Raw genomic sequence first — 13635 nt, 5'->3', positions numbered from 1 at the left:
CCTGGGACAGCGTGGACGGTAGCGTCGGCGGAATGAAGATTCGTGGGGCGGTCCTGGAGCGGATCGCGGCGCCCGTGCCGTTCGCCGAGTCGGCGCCGATAAGTGTGGGTGAGTTGGAGCTCGGCGAGCCGGCGGCGGGGGAGCTGCTGGTGCGGATCGAGGCGGCCGGGCTGTGCCATTCGGACCTGTCGGTGGTCGACGGTAATCGGGTGCGGCCGGTGCCGATGCTGCTCGGCCACGAGGCGGCGGGGCGGGTCGAGGCGATCGGTCCGGGCGGCAGCGATCTCGCGATCGGGCAGCGCGTGGTGATGACCTTCCTGCCGCGCTGCGGCGAATGCGCGGGGTGCGCGACCGACGGCCGGACGCCGTGCGTACCGGGCAGTGTCGCCAACAACGCCGGCGAACTGCTCGGCGGCGGGCGACGGCTGAGCCGCGACGGTGCCGAGGTGCACCATCATCTCGGGGTGTCCGCCTTCGCGACGCACGCGGTGGTGGACCGCAGGTCGGTGGTGCCGGTGGACGACGACGTGCCGCCCGAGGTGGCGGCCGTACTCGGCTGTGCGGTGCTGACCGGCGGTGGCGCACTGCTGAATTCGGCGAAACCGGGGCCGGGGGACCGGATCATGGTGGTCGGGCTGGGTGGGGTCGGCATGGCGGCGGTGCTGGTCGCGGTGTCGTTGGCGGCCGACGGTCACGAGGTCATCGCGGTGGACACTGTTCCGGAGAAGCTGGCCCTGGCAAAGGAATTGGGTGCCACCGCGGCGTACACGCCGGCGCAGGTGGCCGAGTCGGGTGTGCAAGCGGAGATCGTGGTGGAGGCCGCGGGAAACGTCCGGGCCTTCGAAACCGCTGTCGCCGCAACGGCTCCCGGTGGTACCACGGTGACCGTGGGTCTGCCCTCCCCGGACGCTCGGGCCAGCATTTCACCGCTGGGCCTTGTCGCGCAGGGGCGTTCGATCGTCGGCAGCTACTTGGGCTCGGCCGTCCCCGCCCGCGACATTCCGACCTATGTCCGGATGTGGCGCGAAGGCCGCTTGCCCGTCGAACGTCTGGTGTCCGCACACATCGGCCTCGACGACATCAACCACGCCATGGACGAACTCGCCGCGGGTCATGCCCTGCGACAGGTCATCGTTTTCGACTGATGAGACACCGTTCGGTCGGCGTCCACCGTGGCGATGAACCGACCGGCGAGTAGTCCACCCGTGACCACACGGGTTGCTGTAAAAAACGCCCCCCACCAGGTCTGGCGCCGCAGCGACCCGATAGGTACGCTGAACTGACCAGAATAGTCAAAGTGGTCGAAACGGGTGATCAGATGGCACGAAAGCGGTCGGAGCGACCAGATGTCGCATGGCCTCTCGCCGACGCGAAGGCCAGGTTGTCCGAGTTGATCGACACGGTGGAACGGGAGGGACCGCAGGTGATCAGCAAGCATGGACGTGAGGTCGCCGTTGTCGTACCGATCGACGAGTGGCGGCGCCGGAACGCGCGACAGGGCAGCCTGGCCGAGTTCTTCGCCGATTCCCCCCTACGCGACCCGGAGCTGGTCGTGACCCGGGACAGGACGGATCCGCAGCACCGCGACGTGACCCTGTGAGGGCCGTCGAGGACGAGCCGATGGGCTACCTGCTGGACACGAACGCCGTCTCGGAATGGATCAAACCCCGCCCGGACCCCGGACTGATCGAATGGCTGCACGACGCCGACGAGGAACGAATGTTCCTGAGCGTCATCACGATCGGGGAGATCCGCCGAGGCGTCGACCGGATGTCCAACGGGCGGCGCAAGGCGCGCTTGACCACGTGGCTGTCCGACCAGGTCACCGACCGATTCGACGCGCGACTACTGCCGATCGACCTCGGTGTCGCGCAGGCGTGGGGTCGCATCCGCGCCAGAGCCGAAGGCGCTGGGCATCGGGTCGACGCCGTGGACGCGCTCATTGCGGCAACCGCGGAAGCACACGGACTCGCCGTCGTCACGCGCAACGAGAAGGACTTTCGTGGCACGGGAGTGCAGGTGCTGTGTCCATGGCGGGAATAGCTAGGTGCGGCTGAGGAATTCGGTCACCGTGGCGACGTAGTCCGCGGTTCGACTGATCAGCAGGGAATGGCCACCCTCCGCGAAGGTGCGGAATTCACAGCCCGGGTGCAGGTCGCGTAAGCGTCCGGTGTGGGTGCTGGTGATCAGCGGATCGTCGTCCGCTCGGAAGATCAAGGTGGGTCCGGACCAGGCGGAACCGCGCATGAGCTCGTCCACCCCCTCGGCGAGCTCCAGCAACAGCCGATAGGAATTGGCGGCACCCGCACTGCCCGCCGCATCGGTGGCCGCCACCACCTGCTCGATCCAGAACTCGGCCTCATCGGAGTCCGCCCAGGTGCTGTGCAGCGCGGTACGAATCGCCGCCTGCGTCTCCGGCCACGGTGTCGCCACGGTGGTTTCGACCCGCATCCGCAGCCGGTCCACATCCTCCGGCCCGTACAACCCGGTACTCGACAAGGTCAGCGACCGGACCCGATCCGGCGCCCGACGCGATAGGAGTTCTGCGAACATGCCCCCCGCCGACTGCCCGACCACATGCGCCCGATCGACCCCCTCGGCATCGAGCACCGCGACCACACCGTCGACCAGCGCGGCAACGGACCCGACACCCGACGGGTAGTCGGGAGCGATGGTCCGGAACCGCGGAATCAGTGCGCTCGCCACGTCGAGCCAGCTGATACCGATTCCCGCGCCACCGCTGAGCAGCAGTACCGGATCCCCCGCGCCGCCGGTGTAGTACCGCCAATCATGCTGCCCGACACCAAGGTTCTTACTGTCGTGCGTCCGTAGGAAATCCGCTGCCCGCTGATGAATCGAAGTCACGCCCGCGACGGTAGGGCAGAGGTGCACCCCATCGCAAACATGCGCATATAGCAATGTGAATCACAGAGGTCAGCGGACCGCCGCCGCGGCACGGTCGATAGGCTGACACCGACGAAAGCGGAAAGAGGAGGTGCGGTGACCACACGGGTCGGAGTGCTCGGAGCGCGCGGCAAAGTCGGACAGGCGATCTGTGCGGCCGTGGAAGCGGCGGCCGATCTGGAACTGGTCGCCGCCGTCGACAAGGACGATTCGCTAGATGCGTTCACCGCGGCGAACACCCAGGTTGTCGTCGACTTCACGCACCCGGACGTGGTGATGGCGAACCTGAAGTTCCTGGTGCAGCACGGCATCCACGCGGTGGTCGGCACCACCGGCTTCGACGCCGCCCGCCTCGACGAGGTGCGCGGCTGGCTGGCCGACCGCCCCGACACCGGCGTGCTGATCGCACCGAACTTCGCGATCGGTGCGGTGCTGTCCATGCGCTTCGCCGAACAAGCCGCCCGGTTCTTCGAATCGGTCGAGGTGATCGAGCTGCACCATCCGAACAAAGCCGACGCGCCGTCCGGCACCGCGTACCGCACCGCGGGCCTGATCGCCGCCGCCCGCGAGCAGGCGGGCGTCGGCCGCAGCCCCGACGCCACCACGACCGAACTGGACGGTGCCCGCGGCGCCGATGTCGATGGCGTCCGGGTGCACTCGGTGCGCCTGGCCGGCCTCGTCGCCCACCAGGAGGTGCTGTTCGGCACGCAAGGGGAGACGCTCACCATCCGGCACGACTCCATCGACCGGTCGTCGTTCGCTCCCGGGGTCCTGCTCGGTGTCCGCGAGATCGCCGACCGCCCCGGCCTGACCGTCGGCCTCGACCCCTTCCTCGACCTGTGAACAGGTACGCGGCCCACGCCGCAGGCGAGGTGCGCGCGTGAACGCCGCGGACTCCGCCGCCGACGGCAGCGGACAGAACAGGGAAGTCGTCAAGGTCGTCGCGCTGCTCGCCGCGCTCGTCCTGGTGCTCGGCTTCTACTTCCTGCTCCTCGGCCGAATCTCGTTCAGCCTCATCGGGTCCGGTGACATCGCCGCGATCCTCATCGGCATCGGCGTGCTCATCCTGCCGTTCGTCGGCGTCTGGGTGGTCGCAGCCACCGTCCGCGCCGCCCTGGCCCACCAGCACCTGGCCCGCCGCATCCACGAGGAGGGCCGCGAACTGGACACCTCCGACCTGCCCCGCCGCCCGTCCGGCCGGATCGAACGCGACGCCGCCGACGCGCTGTTCGCCCAGGTCAAAACCGAATGGGAAGCCGACCCCGACAACTGGCGCGTCTCCTATCGCCTGGCCCGCGCCTACGACTACGCCGGTGACCGCACCCGAGCCCGCGCCACCATGCGCCGCGCGGTCGCGCTGGAGAAACTCGAACGCGACCAAGGGCGTTAGATTCGCACCGCTCCCCAGCTCCAGCCGCACGACCGCTCCCGCCTTCGCGAAATTCGAGCGACGAGACGCTGCGTTAGGCGCATTAGAGGGTGTTGGCGCCAGTGGATCCGGCGGAATTCGGCGCAACCCGCGCGGTACACCGGTCGCCGAATTGTCCGGGTCAAGACCGGTGAACAGGTGAAATTTCTCTCACCCGAGGATGTTTCACGCAAGGCGTGCAACGGGCGGCCGAGCCATCATGCGGGATTGCGAATACTTCGACCGCAATCCGCGCGCCACTCGACGCGCCGATTGGAGCAAAGATTGGCAGCCCGCCCCGGACCGGCCGCGCCGACCGGTGCCCACCGGTGCACCGCGTGGCGCGCACTAAGATCCTCGTGTGGCGCAGTTGCTGATCATCCATCACACGCCGTCCCCGCACATGCAGGCGATGTTCGAGGCGGTGGTGTCCGGCGCGACCGATCCGGAGATCGAAGGCGTGACCGTCGTGCGTCGCGCGGCACTGTCCGTCACTGCGTCGGATGTGCTGGCAGCCAATGGTTTTCTGCTCGGCACCCCGGCGAATCTGGGCTACATGTCCGGTGCGCTGAAGCATGCGTTCGACACGTTCTACTACCCCTGCCTCGATTCCACCCGCGGCCGACCGTTCGGTTGCTACCTGCACGGGAACGAGGGCACCGAAGGCGCTGAACGCGGCATCGAACGCGTCACCACCGGCCTCGGCTGGGAGCAGGCGGCCGCACCGGTTATCGTGTCCGGCGCGCCGAGCAAGGACGACATCCAACGGTGTTGGGAGCTGGGCGCGACCATTGCCGCACACGTGATGGGTACCTGACAGTTTTTGTCCCCGAAATAGCTGGCAGTGACAATCTCTGCCGAGGTCGAATGTGGAACGGCCCCGATTTCTGGTGTCTGACCATTCGGTGCTTCGGCCCGGCATACTGGCAGAACGTTGTTGCGGTGGGGATGTGACGAGTTTGCTCGGGAATGGAGATTTCAGGTGACGTTGGCCGAAGGGGGCAATAACGCACCGCGCCGGATCGGAGTGGTCGAAGACCACGAATCAGTAGCGATCGGACTGGCCGCAATGCTCGCGCCCGAACCCGATCTCGACCTGGTGCTGACCGCGGGCACGGTGCCGGAATTATTGGCCGCCGCTCAGGATCTACCGCAACTGGACCTGGTCGTCCTCGATCTGCGATTGGCCGATGGGTCGACACCCGAGGACAACGTGCGCGCACTGCGCGACCGTGGCATCGAGGTGCTGATCTTCACCGGCGCGGACAACGCGTTCCTCGTGCGCTCCGCCGCGCGGGCCGGTGTGCTCGGTGTGGTGCGCAAGTCCGAGGACGTGCAGACCGTGGTCGCGGCCGTGCGCCGCGCGGCGTCCGGTGAACAGGTGGTGACCACCGACTGGGCGGCCGCCATCGACGGCGACCCGCAGTTGTCCGACGTGGGCCTGAGCCCGCGTCAGGAAGAGGTACTCACGCTCTACGCGTCCGGCGAGAAAGCCTCCCGGGTCGCGCGATTGACCGGCCTGTCCGAACAGACGGTCAACGACTACCTCGGCCGCATCCGCCAGAAGTACGCCGACGCGGGACGTCCGGCGCCGACCAAGACCGACCTGTACAAGCGGGCAGTGGAGGACGGCTGGCTGCCCGTGCCCGAGCGGCATCCACGCGCATGAGCGCCGGCGAGGCACAATCGTGATCGCGTCCAGCATGCTGGACACCTCGAATGCTCCTGTGACACTCGACCGCATCGCGCCGAGTCGTTGGCGCAGGGGAGCGGCTCCGGTGCCGAAACGGAGCGCGTACGAGGGTGCGTCCGAACGAATTCTGCGCCGCTTCGGGCTGGCGATCGGCATCGCCGGGGTGATCGTCGCGGTGGTGGAACTGCCGGAGATCGCGGACCAGAGCCGGTTCATCGCGGGCGGCTGGACCATCCTGATGGTGGTGCTGGCGTTCGGGTTGTTCCCGGTGCTCGGCGCGGTGTCGATCGCGTCGAGCAGGCAGCTCATCCAGCTGGTGTCGGGTGCGGCGGCGGTGAGCTTCCTCGCGGCGATGATCGTGATCCCGTTCGCCTATCCCGATCCGGCGCCGGCCACCGCCTCGGTGTGGCTGTATCGCGTGCTCGCACTCGGTGTGCTCGCGGCCGTGCTGGCGTGGCGGCCGCTGTTCGCGGTCGCCTACCTGGTGATCGGTGCGGCGCTGTCGGCGTTCGCCAAGTCGCTGGTGGTGCCGGACGCGACGCCGGTGGTCACCTGGGCCGGCGACTTCGTGCGGGCGGCGGGCTTGTGCGCGTTGTTCCTGTGGTGCGCCATCTACGCCAAGGCCGCCGCGGACCGGGTGGACCGGGAGTCGGCGATCGAGAGCAGGCGCGCGGCTGCCGTGGCGGGTGCCGCGGCGCGCGATCGCGAACGGGCGCGCTTCGCCGCGCTGATCCACGATGCGGTGCTGTCCACGCTGCTGGACGCGTCCCGGGCGGGCACCGACTCGCCGGTGCTGCGCAGGCAGGCCGAGCGAACGCTCGAACAACTCGATGAATGCCGGGTCGGCGAGGTGGAGCCGAATCGGCTCGACGCGCAGTCGGCCACCGGCTTCCTGCGTTCGGCCGTGCACGAGGTCAATCCCGGGATCCGTTTCATCGCCCGGCGGTGGTCCGGTTTCGACGACCTCCGGCTGCCGGTGGACGCCGCGGGCACCATCGCCGCCGCGCTCACCGAGGCGGTGCGCAACAGTCTGCGCCACGCCACCGTGCCGGGCCGCGAGGTGCAGCGCACCGTCACGGTGACGATCAGCGCGGGCGGTATCCGGGTCGTATTCCGTGACGACGGTGCGGGTTTCGATTTGAGTCAGGTACCCGCCGATCGGCTCGGCATCTCGGTGAGCATTCTCGGGCGGATGCGCCAGCTGGCCGGCGGCGCGGGCTTCGTGGAGTCGCAGCCGGGCGAGGGCACCACGGTGACATTGGTGTGGGGTAGCGATGGCTGATACGGATACCGAATTCGGGCTGCGCGATCTACTCGGCCTGCGGGATCCGGCAGCCGGGCTCTTCCTGCTCATCCTGCAGGCGACGATCGTGCTGTACATGGTGCGCAACTTCGGCGACACGCCCCTGCTGGCCGCGGTGGCTGCCCTGGTGCTGCTGGCCGCGGCCGGGGTGTTGGTGCTGGTGGTGCCGATCGACCCGTTGCCGTTGCCCGCAACGATTTTCGTGGCCGCCTCCGGGCCGGTGGCGACCGCGCTCACCTCGTTCGACGTCGAGAACGGGTGGTCGGAGCAGGTGTGGACGGCGTTCGCGTCGTCCTACGTGCTCGCGGTGCTCGTGCTGCGCGGGCGGTTGGGCGCGGCGTGGCTCGGCGTCGGCGGTGTCGCGGCGGTGATCGCGACCGTCGGCGTGGTGAACGGGTTGCGCGGTGGCGTGGTGGCCGGCTCGATCGTGCCGATCTCCACGGTGGCCGGTGTCTCGCTGTTCGCGGTGATCATGCGTCCTACCCAGCGGTCGCTGCGGCTGCTGCGCGAGGAGTCGACGATGCGCGCCGCCGCCGAGGCCACCATGGCCGCGGAGAACGGGGAACGCGACCGCCAGCTGGCCCGCCTCGACAAGGTGGCCAGGCCCATTCTGGAGCGCATCGCCGACGGGGTCGAACTCACCGCCACCGAACGCGAACAGTGCAGGCTGCTCGAAGCCGAACTACGCGACGGACTACGCGCACCCCAACTCGTCACCGACGAGCTCAGCAGCGCCGCCCGTGGCGCCCGCTCGCGCGGCGTGGAGGTGGTCCTGCTCGACGACGGCGGCTTCGCCGGCGTCCCGCGCTGGGTCCGCCACCAGGTGATCGAAGCGGCGACAAAGGAATTGGACGCCGCCAACGCAGGCTCGGTCACCGTCCGCGTCCTGCCCATGGGCCGCCGCATCCTCGCCACCGTCCTCGCCAACGCCCCCGACCAAGACCGCCGCACCGAGATAGACGCAGCCGGCAGCATCAAGGTCTCCACCTAGGTCCGAACGGGACATGGTGGAGCGATCACACGCCGCCCCACCGCCACCGTGTCCCGGTGGGCGGCCATGTCCCGGCGAAGTCACGCGCGAACGCGCCTGGCAGTCGCGCCCGGCTCGAACGAGGGCGACGGTCGACGAACTTGCGGCGTCTGGCTCGAACGGGACACGGTGGCGGCGAATGTCGAGTGATCGCTACACCATGTCCCGCCAGGCGGAAGATTGTCGGACCCGCGTGGCATTGTTCGGAACATGCGGAAGATTAGTGCGGGGGTCGCGCGGCGGGTGGCGCTGGCGGCGCAGGGGTTTGCGGCACGGAAACCGGTGCGCGCTACCCGGCGGTCGGTGCTCGGTGTTGTCGAGAAAACGCAACTGTTGCAGTTGGATTCGGTGTCGGCGGTGGTGCGGGCGCATTACGCGCCGGTGTTCAGCCGGATCGGGGCCTACGACCGGGCGCTGCTCGACGAGGCGGCGTGGAGCCACAACGCGCGGCGGCCGCGGCGGCTGGTGGAGTACTGGGCGCACGAGGCCGCGCTGATTCCGGTCGAGGATTGGCCGCTGATGGGGTGGCGGATGGCGCAGTTCGAGCACGGCCGCTGGTCGGGGATGCGCAAGGTGGTGGAGCGCAATCCCACACTGGGCAAAGACATTCTGGACGTGATCACCGAGGTCGGCGCCTGCACCGCCGGTGAGGTCGAGCGCCATCTCGAACTGGACAAGCCGCGCCCCAAAGGTTCCTGGTGGAACCTCAGCGACACCAAGATGATCTGCGAACAACTCTTCGCCGCCGGTGCGTTGTCGGTGGACAAGCGCGTCAGCTTCGCCAGGCACTACGACCTCACCGAACGCGTGATCCCACCGGATATCCTGGCGCGCAAGGTTTCCGAGGAAGACGCGGTGCGCGAACTGGTGCTCCGCGCGGCCACCGCACACGGTATCGGCACCGAAACCGACCTGCGCGACTACTACCGACTGAACCGCAAGCAAACCGAACCGGCCATCACCGACCTGGTCGACGCGGGCGAACTGCTTCCGGTCGAGGTCGAAGGCTGGGACAAGCCGGCCTACCTGCGCGAGGGCACCCTCATCCCGCGCCGCGTCGAAGGTGCGGCCCTGCTGTGCCCGTTCGACCCGCTGATTTTCTTCCGCGCCCGCACCGAACGCCTCTTCGACTTCCACTACCGCATCGAGATCTACACTCCGGAACCCAAACGGGTGCACGGTTATTACGTCTTCCCGTTCCTCCTGAACGGCGAACTGGTCGGCCGAGTCGACCTGCGCGCCGAACGCGCGGCAGGTCGCCTCTCCGTCCCCGGGGCCTTCGCCGAACCCGGCTACGACACCCCCGCCACCGCGCACGCCCTCACCGAGGCCCTCCGCGACATGGCCGACTGGCTGGAACTCGACAAGGTCGTGATCGGCTCGCGCGGCAACCTCGCACCGCTCCTCTAGGTTCCGGTGCGCCTATGTGTCAGATGTCCCGTTTAGGCCCATATCCACGCATCTGATCACGCAGTGCCCCCGAGACAGCGCTGGACAACCACGAGTTCAGCGACTGTCCGCTCTGCGCGGCCGCCTCCTCGGCCTTGGATTTCATCTGTTCCACCAGGCGCAGCGTGACCCGGCTGATGTCGCCGGTCATCTCCTCGAAGGTGGGGTGATCGTCGGTGGACGGTTTCTTGCGCAGGTCGACCTTGGCCTCGGTGCCGTCGAAGGAGAGTTGCACGGTGCGATCGCCCAGTTCAGCGCTGAGTTCGGCGGCCAGGTCGGACAGCGCGGCAAGTAGCACCAGCCGGGCCGAACTCTCCGTCGCCGCGGCCAACGCCGCCGCGGTGGCCTGGGTCTTCTCGTCGCCGAGGGCGGCGGCCGCGATCAGGTCCTCGCGCAGGCGGGCGGTGTACTTGTTCAGATCCATGACATCAGCATGACGCCATTTTTGATGTCACGCAAGGACAGGCATGACATCATCGCCGCCCGAAGGGCCTCGACCCGGACAACCGGCCGGTCCGTTCGGTGGCGACGGTGTCGAGGGCGTTCCCTCGACCGGGTAGCCTTTCTGACCATGACGAACGGTGAATCGGCGCCAAGCGCGCGCTGCGTGCGTGCGGCTCGGAGGCGGCAGCATGTCTAACCACGGAGGCCCCGCCGATCAGGCCCAGCTGCGTGCGTCCGGCACCGTAGGCGTCGCGATGGTGACCCCCTTCGGTACCGACGGCAAGCTCAACGTCGATGCCGGAGTAGCGCTTGCGGCCCGTCTGGTCGACCGCGGCGTCGATCTGCTCGCCATCTCCGGCACCACCGGCGAGTCACCGACCACCACCGAGCAGGAGAAGGCGGACCTGCTGCGCGCCGTCGTCGATGCCGTCGGCGACCGCGCCACCGTGATCGCGGGCGCGGGCACCTACGACACCGCCCACTCCATCGAATTGGCCCGCAACGCGCAGCGCGCGGGTGCGCACGGCCTGCTGGTGGTGACGCCGTACTACTCGCGTCCCTCGCAGGAGGGCCTGCTCGCGCACTTCACCGCGGTCGCCGACGCGACCGATCTGCCGGTCACCCTCTACGACATTCCGCCGCGCTCGGTGGTGCCGATCGCCACCGAGACCATCCGCAGGCTCGCCGAGCACCCGCGCATCGTCGCGGTGAAGGACGCCAAGGGCGATATCAATGCCGGCGCGGACCTGATCGCGAACACCGATCTGGCCTTCTACTCCGGCGACGACACCCTCAACCTGCCCTGGCTGTCGGTCGGCGCGGCCGGATTCATCAGCGTCATCGGCCATCTTGTGCCAGAGCGCCTGCGTGAACTGCACACCGCCTACAACGAGGGCGAGGTGGCGCGCGCCCGCGAGATCAACGCGAGCCTGGTGCCGCTGAACGCCGCGATGTTCCGGCTGGGCGGTGTCGCGATGAGCAAGGGCGGCCTGCGCCTGCTCGGCGTCGAAGCGGGCGAGCCGCGGTTGCCGCAGTTGATGCCTAATCCTGAACAACTCGAGTTCCTCGCTGCCGATCTACGGGCAGCCGGGGTGCTCGAATGAGAGAGCGGAGCAAGCGAATCACCACACAGCGGAGCGAACGAATCACCAGCGCGTGCGCCTCACGCATGACGGCAACGAGCGTCATCGAGGTGCCCATGAGGAAGCGCGGTGACCGAATCTTCGGCACCGCGACCCTTGTCCGGCCGGAACCTAGCCGCAGCGAGGTGCAGGCATGACAGAACCAGTGGCCCGTCGGCCCCGCCGTACCGCGACCCGCACCGCGGGTCCGCCGCCGCCTGCTCCGATCGAGCAGCCCGCGCGTACCGAAAAGCCTTCGGCACAGCCCGAAGCCGCGGCCCCATCCACTGCCGCAGCACCGTCCACCGCTGGCGCGCAGCCGAATACCGCTGCCCAGCCGGATGTCACGGTGCAATCAGAGGTCGTCGTCGTGCAGACCGAGGTAACCGCGCAAGCCGACCAGGCCGCGGCGCAGACCTCGCAGCCGAGGAAGGCGCCCGCGGCGAAGAAGTCCGCACCGGCGAAGAAGTCGCCTGCCCGCGCCGAAGCGCCGCAGAACAACCAGCAGGCCCGGAAATCCGGCCGTGGCCGCCAGCAGTCCGGCCGGGGCCGCGCCGAACAGTCCGCGCCGCAACCGGATCCGCGCGCCGCCGCCCTGGCCCACGATCGCCTGGGCGCCCCGCCGAAGCTGGCCAAGAACGGCCTGCGCGTCTTCGCCCTCGGCGGCATCGGCGAAATCGGCCGCAACATGACCGTTTTCGAGTACGGCGGCAAGCTGCTCATCGTCGACTGCGGCGTGCTGTTCCCGGAGGACCAGCAGCCCGGCGTCGACCTGATCCTGCCCGACTTCCGCCCCATCGAGCACCGGATCAACGACGTCGTCGCGGTGGTGCTCACGCACGGCCACGAGGACCATATCGGCGCGATCCCGTTCCTGCTGCGGCTGCGCTCCGACATCCCGGTCGTCGGCTCCAAGTTCACCCTCGCGCTGGTCGCGGCGAAGTGCCGTGAGCACCGCCAGCAGCCGAAGCTGATCGAGGTCATCGAGGGCCAGCACACCACGCACGGCCCGTTCGACTGCGAGTACTTCGCCGTCAACCACTCGATCCCGGACGCGCTCGCGGTCGCCATCCGCACCCCGGCCGGCGTCGTGCTGCACACCGGCGACATCAAGCTCGACCAGCTGCCGCTGGACGGTCGCCTCACCGACCTGGCCGGTTTCTCCCGGCTCGGCGACGAGGGTGTCGACCTGTTCCTGGTGGACTCGACCAATGCCGAGGTTCCCGGCTTCGTCACGCCGGAACGCGAGATCGGCGGCGTGCTCGACACGGTGATCGGCAAGGCGCGCAACCGCGTGATCGTCGCCTCCTTCGCCAGCCATGTGCATCGCATCCAGCAAGTGGTCGACGTCGCGCAGAAGTACGGCAGGCGGATCTGCTTCGTCGGCCGGTCGATGGTGCGCAACATGCAGATCGCGCAGGACCTCGGTTATCTGACGGTGCCGGAGAGCGTGGTCGTCGACCTCGATCAGGCCGCGACGCTGCCCGGCGACCGGCTGGTGCTGATCTCGACCGGTTCGCAGGGCGAGCCGCTCTCGGCGCTGTCCAGGATGGCCCGCGGCGATCACCGCCAGATCAACATCCGCGAGGACGATCTGGTGGTGCTGGCCTCCTCGCTCATCCCCGGCAACGAGAACTCGGTGTTCGCGGTGGTGAACGGCCTGGCCAGGCTCGGCGCCACGGTGATCACCCAGCAGAACGCCAAGGTGCACGTCTCCGGGCACGCGTCCGCCGGTGAGCTGCTGTACCTGTACAACGCGGTGCGGCCCACCAATGCGATGCCGGTGCACGGCGAATGGCGGCACCTGCGTGCCAACGCCGCGCTCGCCATCGCGACCGGGGTGCCCGAGGACCGGGTCATGCTCGCCGAGGACGGCGTCGTGGTGGACCTGGTCGACGGGATCGCCTCGATCGTCGGGCGGGTGCCGGTCGGGCACGTGTACGTCGACGGCCTCTCGGTCGGTGACGTCGGCGAGTCGACGCTGTCGGACCGCCTGGTGCTCGGCGAGGGCGGGTTCATCTCGATCACCGTCGCGATCGACGAGACCACCGGCAAGGCCGTCAGTGCGCCGGAGGTCAGCGGGCGCGGGTTCTCCGACGATCCCGGCGCGCTCACCGACGCGGCCGAGCTGGTCGAGGCGGAACTGCTGCGGCTGGCTACCGAGGGTGTCACCGACATTCATCGGATCGCGCAGAGTGTGCGGCGCGTCGTGGGCCGCTGGGTCGCCGACACCTACCGTCGTCGCCCGATGATCGTGCCGACTGTTATCGGGGTCTGATTCTC

General features: G+C 68.7%; 14 protein-coding genes. 12 read left to right on the top strand and 2 right to left on the bottom strand.

The window, feature by feature from the left end; all coding sequences use genetic code 11:
- Positions 1 to 32: 32 nt before the first annotated feature.
- From NN4_RS23225 to NN4_RS23215, 3 genes are all read left to right on the top strand, one after another.
- On the top strand, positions 33 to 1145 hold the full coding sequence (locus NN4_RS23225) for an alcohol dehydrogenase catalytic domain-containing protein (RefSeq protein ID WP_147135131.1): 1113 nt from the start codon (positions 33 to 35) through the stop codon (positions 1143 to 1145).
- 173 nt (positions 1146 to 1318) lie between these two features.
- Entirely contained in the window at positions 1319 to 1600 is a 282-nt protein-coding gene (locus NN4_RS23220) for a type II toxin-antitoxin system Phd/YefM family antitoxin (RefSeq protein WP_135232318.1), read from the top strand.
- On the top strand, positions 1597 to 2043 hold the full coding sequence (locus NN4_RS23215) for a type II toxin-antitoxin system VapC family toxin (RefSeq protein ID WP_246181030.1): 447 nt from the start codon (positions 1597 to 1599) through the stop codon (positions 2041 to 2043). The genes NN4_RS23220 and NN4_RS23215 overlap by 4 nt, the downstream gene beginning before the upstream one ends.
- Here the strand turns inward: NN4_RS23215 and NN4_RS23210 are convergent, their stop codons facing one another.
- Complete coding sequence (locus tag NN4_RS23210) at positions 2044 to 2865, bottom strand: alpha/beta fold hydrolase (protein WP_186818588.1); 822 nt, start codon at positions 2863 to 2865, stop codon at positions 2044 to 2046.
- A gap of 135 nt (positions 2866 to 3000) precedes the next feature.
- Here NN4_RS23210 and dapB point away from each other — a divergent pair, with 135 nt between their 5' ends.
- From dapB to NN4_RS23175, 7 genes are all read left to right on the top strand, one after another.
- Complete coding sequence (gene dapB / locus NN4_RS23205; RefSeq protein ID WP_147135125.1) at positions 3001 to 3747, top strand: 4-hydroxy-tetrahydrodipicolinate reductase; 747 nt, start codon at positions 3001 to 3003, stop codon at positions 3745 to 3747.
- A gap of 37 nt (positions 3748 to 3784) precedes the next feature.
- Entirely contained in the window at positions 3785 to 4294 is a 510-nt protein-coding gene (locus tag NN4_RS23200; RefSeq protein WP_147135122.1) for a hypothetical protein, read from the top strand.
- Between the two features lie 379 nt (positions 4295 to 4673).
- Positions 4674 to 5129, top strand: coding sequence for a flavodoxin family protein (locus tag NN4_RS23195; RefSeq protein WP_186818587.1), 456 nt, complete (start codon positions 4674 to 4676; stop codon positions 5127 to 5129).
- A 165-nt stretch (positions 5130 to 5294) separates the two neighbouring features.
- Entirely contained in the window at positions 5295 to 5981 is a 687-nt protein-coding gene (locus NN4_RS23190) for a response regulator transcription factor (protein ID WP_107658256.1), read from the top strand.
- Between the two features lie 109 nt (positions 5982 to 6090).
- The gene (locus tag NN4_RS23185; RefSeq protein ID WP_246181029.1) at positions 6091 to 7287 is read left to right on the top strand and encodes a sensor histidine kinase; all 1197 of its coding nucleotides are present in this window, start codon (positions 6091 to 6093) and stop codon (positions 7285 to 7287) included.
- Positions 7280 to 8299, top strand: coding sequence for a DUF8320 family protein (locus NN4_RS23180; protein ID WP_147135116.1), 1020 nt, complete (start codon positions 7280 to 7282; stop codon positions 8297 to 8299). Before NN4_RS23185 ends, NN4_RS23180 begins: the two co-directional genes overlap by 8 nt.
- Positions 8300 to 8548: 249 nt before the next feature.
- Positions 8549 to 9748: a winged helix-turn-helix domain-containing protein gene (locus tag NN4_RS23175; protein WP_147135113.1), complete on the top strand. Its 1200-nt coding sequence runs from the start codon at positions 8549 to 8551 to the stop codon at positions 9746 to 9748.
- 19 nt (positions 9749 to 9767) lie between these two features.
- Here NN4_RS23175 and NN4_RS23170 read toward each other — a convergent pair whose 3' ends face one another.
- Positions 9768 to 10211, bottom strand: coding sequence for a hypothetical protein (locus NN4_RS23170; RefSeq protein ID WP_107658252.1), 444 nt, complete (start codon positions 10209 to 10211; stop codon positions 9768 to 9770).
- A 208-nt stretch (positions 10212 to 10419) separates the two neighbouring features.
- Between NN4_RS23170 and dapA the strand changes: the two genes are divergently transcribed.
- Positions 10420 to 11334: a 4-hydroxy-tetrahydrodipicolinate synthase gene (gene dapA, locus NN4_RS23165; RefSeq protein WP_147135110.1), complete on the top strand. Its 915-nt coding sequence runs from the start codon at positions 10420 to 10422 to the stop codon at positions 11332 to 11334.
- Between the two features lie 172 nt (positions 11335 to 11506).
- Positions 11507 to 13630 carry a ribonuclease J gene (locus NN4_RS23160; RefSeq protein ID WP_147135106.1) on the top strand — a complete coding sequence of 708 codons (2124 nt, stop codon included), beginning with the start codon at positions 11507 to 11509 and terminating at the stop codon, positions 13628 to 13630.
- The last annotated feature ends 5 nt before the right edge of the window (positions 13631 to 13635 follow it).

Origin of the sequence: Nocardia ninae NBRC 108245 (genome assembly GCF_007990755.1) — a bacterium.
GTDB classification, from domain to species: Bacteria; Actinomycetota; Actinomycetes; order Mycobacteriales; family Mycobacteriaceae; genus Nocardia; species Nocardia ninae.
This window is presented reverse-complemented; position numbering and strand designations above follow the sequence as displayed.

Excerpts from the sequence above, each read along its gene's own strand:
- NN4_RS23225 (WP_147135131.1), top strand. The coding sequence starts at position 33 with ATGAAGATTCGTGGGGCGGTCCTGGAGCGGATCGCGGCGCCCGTGCCG.
- NN4_RS23175 (WP_147135113.1), top strand. The coding sequence starts at position 8,549 with ATGCGGAAGATTAGTGCGGGGGTCGCGCGGCGGGTGGCGCTGGCGGCG.
- NN4_RS23170 (WP_107658252.1), bottom strand. The coding sequence starts at position 10,211 with ATGGATCTGAACAAGTACACCGCCCGCCTGCGCGAGGACCTGATCGCG.
- NN4_RS23180 (WP_147135116.1), top strand. The coding sequence starts at position 7,280 with ATGGCTGATACGGATACCGAATTCGGGCTGCGCGATCTACTCGGCCTG.
- dapA (WP_147135110.1), top strand. The coding sequence starts at position 10,420 with ATGTCTAACCACGGAGGCCCCGCCGATCAGGCCCAGCTGCGTGCGTCC.
- NN4_RS23160 (WP_147135106.1), top strand. The coding sequence starts at position 11,507 with ATGACAGAACCAGTGGCCCGTCGGCCCCGCCGTACCGCGACCCGCACC.
- NN4_RS23220 (WP_135232318.1), top strand. The coding sequence starts at position 1,319 with ATGGCACGAAAGCGGTCGGAGCGACCAGATGTCGCATGGCCTCTCGCC.